Source organism: Actinoplanes sp. NPDC048791, from assembly GCF_040650095.1.
Taxonomy (GTDB): Bacteria; Actinomycetota; Actinomycetes; order Mycobacteriales; family Micromonosporaceae; genus Actinoplanes.
Window position 1 is genome coordinate 1 of sequence record NZ_JBEZGQ010000183.1, and the last position, 11,350, is coordinate 11,350.

7 protein-coding genes are annotated in these 11,350 nt (G+C 69.5%); 4 read left to right on the top strand and 3 right to left on the bottom strand.

Going from position 1 to position 11,350, the window contains the following annotated elements:
- The first annotated feature begins 299 nt into the window (after positions 1 to 299).
- Positions 300 to 1,088, top strand: a complete 789-nt coding sequence (locus AB0C29_RS16160; protein ID WP_360820848.1) for a citryl-CoA lyase — start codon at positions 300 to 302, stop codon at positions 1,086 to 1,088.
- Between the two features lie 4 nt (positions 1,089 to 1,092).
- Entirely contained in the window at positions 1,093 to 3,789 is a 2,697-nt protein-coding gene (locus AB0C29_RS16165) for a TIM barrel protein (protein ID WP_360820850.1), read from the top strand.
- A 52-nt stretch (positions 3,790 to 3,841) separates the two neighbouring features.
- Here AB0C29_RS16165 and AB0C29_RS16170 read toward each other — a convergent pair whose 3' ends face one another.
- On the bottom strand, positions 3,842 to 6,514 hold the full coding sequence (locus AB0C29_RS16170; RefSeq protein WP_360820852.1) for a PQQ-binding-like beta-propeller repeat protein: 2,673 nt from the start codon (positions 6,512 to 6,514) through the stop codon (positions 3,842 to 3,844).
- Between the two features lie 19 nt (positions 6,515 to 6,533).
- On the bottom strand, positions 6,534 to 7,598 hold the full coding sequence (locus AB0C29_RS16175; RefSeq protein ID WP_360820854.1) for a ThuA domain-containing protein: 1,065 nt from the start codon (positions 7,596 to 7,598) through the stop codon (positions 6,534 to 6,536).
- 357 nt (positions 7,599 to 7,955) lie between these two features.
- On the opposite strand from AB0C29_RS16175, the gene AB0C29_RS16180 reads away from it, so the two are divergent.
- The gene (locus tag AB0C29_RS16180) at positions 7,956 to 9,020 is read left to right on the top strand and encodes a cellulose-binding domain-containing protein (protein WP_360820856.1); all 1,065 of its coding nucleotides are present in this window, start codon (positions 7,956 to 7,958) and stop codon (positions 9,018 to 9,020) included.
- A gap of 593 nt (positions 9,021 to 9,613) precedes the next feature.
- Entirely contained in the window at positions 9,614 to 10,738 is a 1,125-nt protein-coding gene (locus AB0C29_RS16185) for a trypsin-like serine protease (RefSeq protein ID WP_360820858.1), read from the top strand.
- 40 nt (positions 10,739 to 10,778) lie between these two features.
- Here the strand turns inward: AB0C29_RS16185 and AB0C29_RS16190 are convergent, their stop codons facing one another.
- Positions 10,779 to 11,258, bottom strand: coding sequence for a hypothetical protein (locus AB0C29_RS16190; RefSeq protein WP_360820860.1), 480 nt, complete (start codon positions 11,256 to 11,258; stop codon positions 10,779 to 10,781).
- Positions 11,259 to 11,350: the final 92 nt, after the last annotated feature.

Genomic DNA, 11,350 nt, shown 5'->3' on the forward strand with positions numbered 1-11,350 from the left:
CGGCGAACCGCTGACCGCGCAGGCACCTCCGCCCGCGCTCGGCGAGCACAACGCGGAGCTGCCGGAACTGCTGCGCCGCTGGCAGGCCGGCCGGAGCCCGGCTCTGGCCGACGACCCCGGGCGCTGACCCGGTCGGTGCGGACACGGGCCACCTCCATCGGTTTGTACGAACCGGTACGTTAGTTATTCTCCCCGAAACAATCCCTGTCAAGAGACAACCGCCGATCTCAGCTCATCCGCATTGATCCGCTGTGCGGTCCCGGTAGACCGCTGCACGGACCGAAGGTTAGGGTCGCGCCATGACGGAATCGCTGGCGGCCGACTGGTGGGGCACCGCGGTGTCCCGTATCGAGCCGAACGTCGTGGAACTGCGCGGCACACCGGTCCAGGACCTCATCGGCACGATCGGGTTCGGTTCGATGATCTGGTTCATGCTCCGCGGGGAGCGTCCTCTCCCCCAGCAGTCGGACCTGCTCGAAGCAGCCCTCGTGGCCGGTGTCGACCACGGCCCCCACGCCCCGTCCATCGCGGTGGCCCGGATGACCGCCACCTGCGGGGTCGGGCTCAACAACGCGATGGCCGGCGCGATCAACACCCTCGGCGACTCGCACGGCGGCGCGGGCCAGGAATGCGTGATGATGCTGGACGAGATCCGCCGGCGCGAGGCCGCCGGCCAGGCTCTACCGGCCGCGACCGACCAGGTCATCGCCGAGTGGCGGGCCCGCGGTGTCCGCTATCTGCCCGGCTTCGGTCACCGTTTCCACACCCGCGACCCGAGACGCGATCCCCTGCTGGCTCTCGTCGACGAGGCCGTCGCCGCCGGCGTCGTGGACGGCGCTCACCTGCGTGCCGCCCTGGCCGTCGAGGCAGCTCTCAACCGGGCCCGCGACAAGCCGATCCCGATGAACATCGACGGCGCCACCGCGGTCATCTACGCCGAGCTCGGCTTCCCCGCCCCGCTGGCGCGAGGGCTGTTCGTCCTCAGCCGCAGCGTCGGCATCCTCGCGCATGCCTGGGAGGAGACCGGGCAGGGGCGGCGCAACAAGGGACCGATCCCGCCCGCCATCCGGCCCACCTATCTGGGGTGACAGCATGGCCTCGTCCTATCGCCTGTCCATCGCCACGTCCTGCCTGTCGGGCGCCCTCGACGACAAACTCGCCGCCGCCGCGGCGGCGAGGTTCCACGGCATCGAACTCGCCGACAACGATCTCGTCGCGTCGTCCTGGTCGCCGGACCGGATCAAGCAGGAATGCGACCGCCGCGGCCTGACGATCGACGCCTACCAGCTGCTCTCCGACGTGGAAGCGGTGCCGCCGCAGGTCTTCGCCGCGACCCTGCGCCGGGCCGAGCGGACGTTCGACCTGCTCGAGCAGCTCGGCACCCGCACTCTGCTGGTCGGCTCGTCGACGTCGGCCGACGCCGTCGATGACGACGACCTCGCCGCCGAGCAGCTGCACGCCCTGGCCGTCCGCGCCGAGCACCGCGGCCTGCGCATCGCGTACGAGGCGCAGGCGTGGGGACGGTTCGTCAGCACCATTCCGCACGCGTGGCGCATTGTCCGCCGCGCCGGCCACCGCGCCCTCGGCCTCTGCCTGGACAGCTTCCACGTGCTGTCGCCCGCCGGGAGCGATCCGGCCGGCCTCCGGGTCATCCCCGGCGAGAAGGTGTTCCACCTCCAGCTGGCGGACGCGTCCGGCCCGACCGCGAACGTCGTCGAGGGAGGGCGGCACCACCGGCTCTTCCCCGGCTTGGGCTCCTTCGACCTCGCCACGTTTCTCGCCCACGTGCTGAGCACCGGCTACGGCGGCCCGCTGTCACTCGACGTCCTCAACGACGTCTACCGGCAGGCGGATCCCCGGCACGCCGCGATCGACGGCATGCGGTCACTGCTGGCCCTGCAGGAATCGGCGGGCGCGGTCGCCCCGCCACCGGCCCGGGACCGGCTCCGCTCGGGTGGGCTTCCCCCGGCGCCCGAGCTCAGCGGCATCGTCTTCACCGAGGTCGCCGTGGACGAGATCTCCGGTCCGGCCGTGGCCCGGGCCCTGGCCGCGCTCGGCTTCGCCCACGTCGGTCAGCACCGATCCAAACCGGTGCAGCTCTGGCAGCAGGCCGAGGCCCGGATCCTGCTGAACTTCGCCGCGCAGCGGACCGTCACCCCCGGCACGGCAACGATCTGCGCCCTGGCAGTGGAGAGCGCCGATCCGGACGCCTCGACCCGCCGGGCGGAACAGCTGCTCGCCCCGGTGCTGCCCCGGCTGCGCGAGCCGCAGGAGGCGGAGCTGACCTCCATAGCCGCCCCCGACGGCATCGCGGTCTTCCTCGTCCGCACCGGGCCGGACCGGGACAGCTGGATCCAGGACTTCGTACCCGCACCGGCCCCGGCCGGTGGCGGCACGGGGATCACCGGCACCGATCACCTGTCACTGACCGACGAGGTCGACGACTTCGATGAGGCGGCCCTGTTCTACCGCGTGGTGCTGGGTCTGCGGGCGGCCGGGATCGTCGCGCCGTTCGGGCTGATCCGCAGCCGGGCCGCCGCCGATCCCGGCCACCGGGTGAGAATCACGCTCAGCACGGCGGCGTTGCGCCGCGGCGACTGGGCTCCGGTGATCCCCAGTCCGCAGCATGTCGCCTTCGCGACCGACGACGCGCTCGCCAGCGCGGCGGCGATGCGGGCGCGCGGCGCACCGTTGCTCGCCATCCCGGACAATTACTACGCCGACCTGGAAGCTCGCTTCGATCTGTCTGCGCACTTCGTGGCGGCCCTGCGCGCGAACTCGGTTCTCTACGACCGCGACGAGCACGGCGCCTACCTGCACTTCTACACCGAGATGCTCGGCTCGCGCGTGTTCTTCGCCGTGGTGCAGCGCATCGACGGCTACACCGGCTACGACGGGCCGGTCAGCGCGCCGGTCCGGATGGCGGCCCACCGGCAACGCCGCCTGGTCACCCTGCGCGGCAGCTCAACCGGTGCATCCGTACGCCACGACTTCTCCCTGGCCCACCTGACCGCGTTGAGTCTGTCCCCACCGGAACTCGTCGACGCCGCGGCCGAAGCCGGCTACCGGTACGTCGGGCTGCGCCTGACCCGGGTGACGCCGCAGGAGCCGCACTATCCGCTCGCCACCGACCCGGCCCTGTTGCGCACCACCAAGTTGCGCCTGGCCGCCACCGGCATCGAGGTGCTGGACATCGAACTGGCCCGGATCAGCCCCGACGACGACCCCCGGGACCTGGAACGGTTCCTCGACGCCGGAGCGGAACTCGGCGCCCGGCACGTCATCGCCCAGCTCCCCGATCCGGACCGCAACCGCAAGATCGAGCGGTTCGCGCGCCTGTGCGAAATGGCCCGGCCCCGCGGCCTCACCGTCGACCTCGAGTTCCCCTCCTGGACCGAGACACCGGATCTGAACGCCGCGGTCCGCGTCCTGCGTGGCGCCGGTCAGCCGAACGCCGGCATCCTGGTCGACCTGTTGCACTTCGCCCGGTCCGGTTCGAGCATCGCGGACCTGCGCCAGCTCCCCGCCGAGTGGTTCCACTTCGTGCACGTCTGCGACGCACCGCCGGCGGTGCCGCCCACCAACGAAGGACTCATCCACACCGCCCGCTTCGAACGGCTCTTCCCCGGCGAGGGCGGCATCGACGTCCACGGCATCCTCGACGCCCTACCGGCCGGACTGCCGTACGCCCTGGAGATTCCCCGGGCGACGCTGGTCGCCCAGGTGGGCGGCAAGGAACACGCCCGGCAGGCCATCACGGCAACCCGCGACTACCTCCGGCGCCGGTGACCGGTCCCGGCGAGGCCTTCGTACAGCCTCGCCGGGACCGGGTGCACATGACCTACTTGACGATCCGGACCGTCGCCGTGGAGGTGAGCTGTTCCTGCCGGCCGTCGTGCCGGAAGGTTCCGGCCAGCGTCAACGGCACCGCGTCACCCGCCGGCACGTTGTTGTCGAGGTCGGCCCGGTCGAACACCACGGTCAACGTACGACCGATGGTCTTGGCATTTGTTGCCTTGACGGGTGTCCGCGACAGCGGTGTCCGCAGGGCGACGTCGCCGTCGAGGCGATAGCCGGGCGGAAGGCTCAGCGTCGCGACCACGACGCCGCGCACCCCGGTGAAGATCCCGGTACGGGAGCTCAGATCAAGGCTCGGCGGCAGGAACCGCAACGCACCCGGCAGGTCCCGTGGCGACAGGTACACCTCGATCTTGCCGGTCGGCCGCGGGTCGGTGCAGTCGTTGAAGTAGTACTCACCGGCGCGGTCGAACGTGAAAGTGGAGCTCCGCCCGGGGTCCAGCTTGAGATTGAAGAGCCCCTCGAAGAACTGGGTCGCGCAGTGCGGCTTCTGGTTCGGGAAGGTCGGGAACGTTTCCGCCCCCGGGTTCCGGAAGGTCACGGTGGTTCCCACCGGCACCCGCAGGTGGGTCGGGGCCATACCGCGCTGGGACGTGCTGTCGCGCGCGGTGGCGGTGTCGGTGGTGCGGTCCTGGCGGCCCAGGTACACGGTGTTGTTCACCGTCGCGCCCTCGACCGGATCGCCCTGGACGGGACGGCGGATCGCCAGCGGTGCCGGGTCGGGCCCCTCCTGGCTGCCCGACTCCGTCGCGTACCGGCCGCCGAGCTTGAACGCCCACAGCGAATCGCCCTGGGTCACCGAGGCGCCGTACGGGTTCGTGGACCCGGCGGCGAGAACGGCGACGTACTGCTCGCCGTTCACGGTGTAGGTGATGGGGGCACCGGCGATGCCCGATCCGGTCTGGAACTGCCAGAGCACGTCGCCGTCGCGGGCGTCCATCGCCAGCAGCCGGCCGTCGATCTGCCCGGCGAACAACAGGTCGCTCGCGGTCGTCAACGGGCCCTGGCCGTGCGACATGTCCGTGCCGAGGTGATTGCGCCACCGCACCTTGCCGGTCGAGGCGTCGTAGGCGAGGATGCCGCCGGTCTGGTACTGGCCGATGGCCCGCTGCCCGTTGGCCGCGGCGCCGTTCCAGTGCGCCACGGGGTTGGTGCCGTACGGGAAGTAGACCAGGTTCGTGTGGTGGCTGTAGGAGTGGTTCGACCAGTCACCGCCGCCGTTCTGGCTGGTGGTCGACAGGATCGGCAGGTCCCACTGCGGGTCGTACATGCAGCCGCGGCGGTGGTCGGCCGGCGAACCCTGCGGGTACGTGAGGAACGGCTGGTCCGCCGCGACATAACTGTCCGGGTTGAAGACCAGATTGCCGTCCGCGTCGGGCTGATAGCCGTTGTAGTTCGGCACCGCACGCCACGGGTCTCCCGGGACATTGCGCGGGTCCAGCTTCTGCCAGACGACGCACTCGGGCAGCAGGCGCTCCGCCGGGAACGGCTGGGTGGCGGCGTTGTGCTGCCGGGAGTCCTGGATCATCGGCTTGTCGGCGACGGGAAGCACGGGCTTGCCGGTGGTCCGGTCGAGCACGAAGTGGTGCCCCGACTTGCTGCCGTAGAACACCACCTTGCGCTTCTGACCCTTGACCTTGATGTCGGCCAGGGTGGGCGGATGGACGTTGTCCATGTCCCACACGTCGTGCCGGATCGACTGGTAATGCCACTTGTAGGCCCCGGTCTTCCGGTCGACCGCGACCATGGTGGTGGAGAACAGGTTGTCGCCCGGACGCTGCGAGCCGTCCTGTGAGCTCCGGCAACTACGCGGGTTGCCGAAGGTCAGGTAGTACAGGCCGAGTTCAGGGTCGACCGCGCCGTGGATCCACGGGGTGGCCCCGCCTTCGAGGTTGCACTGCGTGCCGTCGGGCAGCACGGGCCCCCAGGTGGCGCCGGCGTCGACGGAGTTGCCGTTGACATCGGTGTAGAGGGTCCCGCGGTCCGGCCCTCCGAAGAAGTGCCACAGGTAGGCGCCGTCGCTCGCGCGCACCGCCACGACTGCGGCCCGGTCGCCGTTGGCCGCGTGGGCGTAGACGATGCCGTCGCTGTAGACGGTCGCGACCCGGTCGATGCTGCCCAGATCGACGCCGGCCTGGACCGCCGGCTGCGAGACCCACACCTGGGCGCCGGTCTGCTGGTCGAGCGCGACGATGCGATCGCCGGCGGCGAGCGTGAAGACCTTGCCCTGGCCGAGGGAGACCCCGCGCCGGGTGTCCGCCGTCTCGAACCCCTCGGGCGCCCACTTCCACTTGGGCGCGCCGGTCACGCCGTCGACGGCGATCACCTCACCACCGGGTGTGTCGAGGTAGATGACCCCGTCGGCGACGACGGGTGTCGTCTGCTGGCCGACGTCGTCACTGGCCGGCGCGACCGCCGACACGTGCGTGCGCCAGGCCGGGCCCAGCTGGTCGAGGTTCCGCTTCGTGATCTGCTTCAGTCCCGAGTAGTGCTGGTTCGCGAGGTTGCCGCCGACGGCCGGCATGTCGGCCCCCGTCGGCTCCAGACCTGGCGGCTCGGCTTCGGTGCCCGCCCGGGGGCTCTGGGCGAACGCGGTGGACGGCCCGACGGCAACAGCGACGCCGAGCAGGCCCGCCAGGAGAATTCGTGGTTTCATCGATCGCCTTCCGCTGTGGCTACTTGCGCTTGGCCGGAGTGCAGAACGGCTCGAGGCCCATGGCCGACTTGATGCCGTGCTCGAGGTGCGCCTGAAACGCGGCGGCACCGGGGAACGTGGAGTTCTCCTGGAAGGCAGCCGCGTCGTGGCCGAGCGTCGTGAGCCAGGCCCGGCCACCGTCGTAGTACTGGCACCAGGTGACCGGGTGGAAGTCACCGTGCCCGGGGTGCGAGCCCTCTCCGCCCGCGCCGCCGGCCAGCGTCCGCTCATCCACGGTGGCGAGGAAGTTCACGTTGGTCGGGAACGGCACGAGGTTGTACCACTCGTCGGAGAATCCCCAGCGTCGCGGCAGGTCCTTGGTCGATACGTCGCGGTTGTTGACGACGACGACGTCGCCGGGCTGGCTGCGCCCGTGGTTGTAGTAGTTCGCGTTGCCGAGCAGCCCCTCGTACCACTTCCAGCCGTACTCGGTGCCGAAGGCGTTGTGGACTCCGACAAAACCGCCGCCACCCTGGATGTACTTGCGGAGTGACTCGCGGGCCCAGTCGAGGCGGGTGCCGCCCTCGGCGCCGCGCGCGTGGTTCCACAGGGTGTCGCGGGTGGGGCTCATGAAGATCACGGCCCGGTAGCTGGAGTCGAGCCGCTCGATGGCCTGGACGTCCTCGGTGACGTGAACCTCGATGCCGTCCGCGCTCAGCATCCTGACCAGGGCGGACTGCGCCACGTTGGAGCTGTTCAGCGGGCGCGGCCACGCCGCCGGATCACTGTGATCGTGGGTGATCACGTACGGGCGGGGAAGGGCGAGGCCCTTGACGCTCGGGTTGTCGGGATCGAGAACCTGTCCCAGGTTGGCGTGTCTGGGACCCGCCGTACGCGAGTACACCAGCACCTTGTTGTCCCGCTCGGTGCCCCAGTCGCTGTAGCAGCTCGGGTCGACCCCTCGGCACACGCCGTAGACGGGATCGATGCCGGTCGGCCTGGCGGGCTGTCCGTTCGACGAACCGGTGAGCGCCAGGGCCGAGGCCGGCGCGAGGATCGCCAGCGCCGCGATGGGCACGACCGTTCTGAGCCAGTGGTTGTTCATGCCGGGGAACTCCCGTCTGGAGGTGTATTCCAGTGCAGCTCAAGGCTGGCTCCGCCGACGACCACAAAGGTCCGCTGGGTGGACTAGTTGAACCGCTAGACAGACCATAGCGGCGGGTGACCACGCTCACAAGGTGGCTATATAGGTCACTGTCAGTGAATCGCCCGCGCGTGATCAAGCACACCGCGGCGTCGGCCTTCCGAAAACTTTTCGGCACACCGTCGGCAACCATGTCCAGCTAGATGCCGGTTACATCTATCGATGCACATCGATTACTGCTACCTTCCGAAAACGATTTCGTCGTGCTCGCACATAAGGGCCGCGCCCGGAGCCGGCCTCGATCAGGAAGGAAACGAGATGGCACCTGGACGCACTCGGCGCCTTTTGGCGGTCGCGCTCGCGGTCGGCCTGGGCGCGACACTCTCGGTCATGACGATGACGGCGCATGCCGCCGCCGCCGGCTGCCAGGTGTCGTACACGGTCGGTTCGCAATGGCAGGGTGGTTTCGGCGCCTCCGTGGCCGTGACCAACCTCGGTGACCCGATCAACGGGTGGACGCTGCGATGGTCGTTCGGCGCCGGGCAGACCGTCGGCCAGGCATGGAACGCCACCGTGACCCAGTCCGGAGCGGCGGTCACCGCGGCCGGCATGAGCTACAACGCGGCGCTGGCCACCGGCGCAAGCGCGTCGTTCGGCTTCAACGGAACCTGGACCGGGTCGAACCCGGTGCCGACCGGCTTCACCCTGAACAACGTCGCCTGCACCGGCAGCACCACCACGACGCCCCCGACAACCCCGTCCACCACCGGACCGACCACGACGCCGCCGACCGGAACGCCGCCGGCCAGGACCGTCCGGGTCTACTGGCTCAAGCCCACCGACAAGGCGTTCGACCAGCGGTACCCCGACGGCATCACCAGCGTCATGCAGGAAGCGCAACGGTTCTTCAAGGCTCAGCTCGGCAAGACGTTCACGCTGAACAACCCGGTCGTCGAGGTGGTCAACGGCCTGCACGACACGAACTGGTACATCACCAACAACTGCACCGGCAGCGACCACTACTGGTGCGTGGTCGAGAACGGCCAGCGCGAGCTGCAGCAACGGTTCGGCGCCGACAGCCGGTGGATCAACGTCGAGGAGGTCAGCGCCGAGGAGCCGAACCGGTCCGGCGGCGGCGGGGGCAACGGCTGGGTGCTGCTCAGCGGCCACGACGCCGACGGCGCCGCGGGGGTCAACGGCCCGATCAACCGCTGGTACGGCGGCATGGTCCACGAACTGGGCCACGCTTTCGGCCTGCCCGACGCCACCTCGACCGACGGCACCTGCATGTCGGCGTCGCTCTACGACTACCCCAACTGCACCTTCAGCCAGAGCCAGAAGAATGGCATCCTCAACGGTCCGTTCGCCAGTTTCCTGTCCTGACGAACGTCAACACCTGCGGTTGCCCTCCGTTGTGGAACGTCTGCGCCGGCTCTCGTTCACATATCTGGAGGCGTCCTCCCGCCGCCGGCAGCGGCAGACCTCCATCGGCTGACTGCGAACCGCCGGCCCGGTGGGCGAAACTTCACCACGTGGAGCACGCCCATCGGGTCCGTGCCGGAACCGGCTCGCGTGACGCTCCGCGCCAATCGCGTGCACGAAATGCGGGTGTCGAGGTGCCATCCGGGGCGCTGGAGGAGCTCCCCGAGCGGCACGGATCCGGCTGAGCCACTCCAGTTTCCCCTTGCGGGGAGCGCCTACGGAACCGGATCGGTCATCGATGTACAGGGTTGTTAACAACACGAAGACGCTCTACCGTTGACAACGATGTCAGTCGATGAAGCGCGGTAGACAGCGCCCGGCCCGACAGCGCTTCTTGCTGCCTTCATCGCACGCACCGTCCGCTCATTCAGATCCGATTCCCCCATCGGTCGACGAGAGGAGGTCTCTTCCTAAGCGCTGTCGACGCAACCCCCTCAGCGTCACCATCCCCACCGGTGCGCGTTCCGCACGCGTGCCCAGCGAAAGGCACTCGGATGACACGTAGCAAGCGCCTCGGCGCAGCTGTCAGCATCGCCGTTCTGGCGTCCACCGCCCTGGCAGCTGTCCCCGCCTCCGCCTCCTCCCCCGCCACGTTCCAGTTCCCCGAGAACGCCCGCCGACAGATTCCGCTCGTTCAGGCAGCCAGCGCCATCCGTAGGGAAATCGAGCGCAACGCCTACCCCGGGTACGCCGGGATCGAGCTTCAGGACAAGCAGGTCGTCGTGTGGTGGAAGGGCGCACTGCCCACCCGGATCAAGCAGACGATCGCCACCTCACGGTCGATCGCCCCCGTGCGAGTCGGCGCGGCCGAGAACTCGTTGAGTGAGCTGCGGGCCGCGGGCGCCACACTGCGTTCGGCGTACGCCGCGCAGCAGCCGCGGATCAAGTACGCCGTGGACGGCAGCAAAATCGTCGTCGCCACGAGCACGCGGACGGGCGTCACCCGGCTGGCCCCGGAGGTCGGGGTACCGGTCGAAGTTGTCGACCAGGGCGCGAAGGTGCTGACCAGCAGGCGCGACGACTGGGCACCCTGGAAGAGCGGCGCCGACCAGATCAACGGCAATTCGCGCTGCACGACCGGCTTCCCCGTACGCAACGGCAACAACGAACGGTTCATCCTGACCGCCGGACACTGCGGCAGCAACGGCAATCAGATCCGCGACGGCGTCGGCGAATTCATCGGTACGTTCACCGCCGACAACGACGGCCACGACATCGCCCTGATCAGCACCCCGGGCAACGTGGACAACGTCATGTACGTCGGCGGACTGGACAGCAACGCCGTCACCACCGTCGCCGGGTGGGACTGGACGTTCCCCGGCGAGTACCTCTGCCAGTCCGGCGGATCCTCCGCCCGCGACATCGGCGGTCCCGTGTGCGGACTGCGGGTCGAGAAGTACAACACCGACCCGGGCGACGCCGTCGAGGCCCGCCAGGTCGACGGCCAGCCGGCGGTGCGCGGAGGCGACAGCGGTGGGCCCGTCTACGGCCCGGGCGCGAACGGCACAGTGATCGCCAAGGGCATCAACAACTACACCTACGTCGGCAACAACACCATCCTGGGCTTCCAGGACTTCGGCACCGCGACCCGCGACTACGGCATCTGGATCGTGGAGTAGCACCCCAGCCGGTAGACGCGACCGGCTCAGCGCCGTCCGTTCACGTTGACGTGGCGGTCGTCGATGAGCGCATCAGCGACTCCGGCCGGCACAGCACGGTGATGCGATACGACAGGCCGACGTTGGACCAGATCTGGCCCCGCAGCGTGAGGCAGATGCCGACCCGGTCGTCGTGCTCGGGGTGCTCGAAGAAATCCGCCTGCGGGTCGGCGATCGCGCCGACCAGACCTTGCGTGCCCTGCGTGGTGCCCGGCACCTGGAGCAGGCCGACGACAACCTGCACCTCGGCGTCGTCGAGCTCGAGAACGGAGTACCAGTGGGTGTCGGGCAGAAACAGCTGCGAGTCGACAGCGCGCCGCTGGTAACGCGGTCCCATCATTCCGGATGCCGGGTCGGGGACGTCGCCGATCCAGGCCGTCCCAGCGAAGTCGGTGCGCAGCCGCTGAGCGTCGGAGGGAAACACCGTAACGAGCGTGTCGAGGCGAGGCTGGGCGGCGAGGTAAACGGATGCGTCGGTCACGATCGCACTCTAATCTGCGGCAGGTCGGCCCCTACGCATTGCGTCGCAGACTCGCGCCTCGGGCGTTCGGGGCGGTGCAGCACCGCCCCGAA

What these genes read in the sequence shown, in the direction of transcription:
- AB0C29_RS16170 (WP_360820852.1), bottom strand. Translation starts at nt 6,514, where the DNA reads ATGAAACCACGAATTCTCCTGGCGGGCCTGCTCGGCGTCGCTGTTGCC.
- AB0C29_RS16180 (WP_360820856.1), top strand. Translation starts at nt 7,956, where the DNA reads ATGGCACCTGGACGCACTCGGCGCCTTTTGGCGGTCGCGCTCGCGGTC.
- AB0C29_RS16160 (WP_360820848.1), top strand. Translation starts at nt 300, where the DNA reads ATGACGGAATCGCTGGCGGCCGACTGGTGGGGCACCGCGGTGTCCCGT.
- AB0C29_RS16165 (WP_360820850.1), top strand. Translation starts at nt 1,093, where the DNA reads ATGGCCTCGTCCTATCGCCTGTCCATCGCCACGTCCTGCCTGTCGGGC.
- AB0C29_RS16175 (WP_360820854.1), bottom strand. Translation starts at nt 7,598, where the DNA reads ATGAACAACCACTGGCTCAGAACGGTCGTGCCCATCGCGGCGCTGGCG.
- AB0C29_RS16185 (WP_360820858.1), top strand. Translation starts at nt 9,614, where the DNA reads ATGACACGTAGCAAGCGCCTCGGCGCAGCTGTCAGCATCGCCGTTCTG.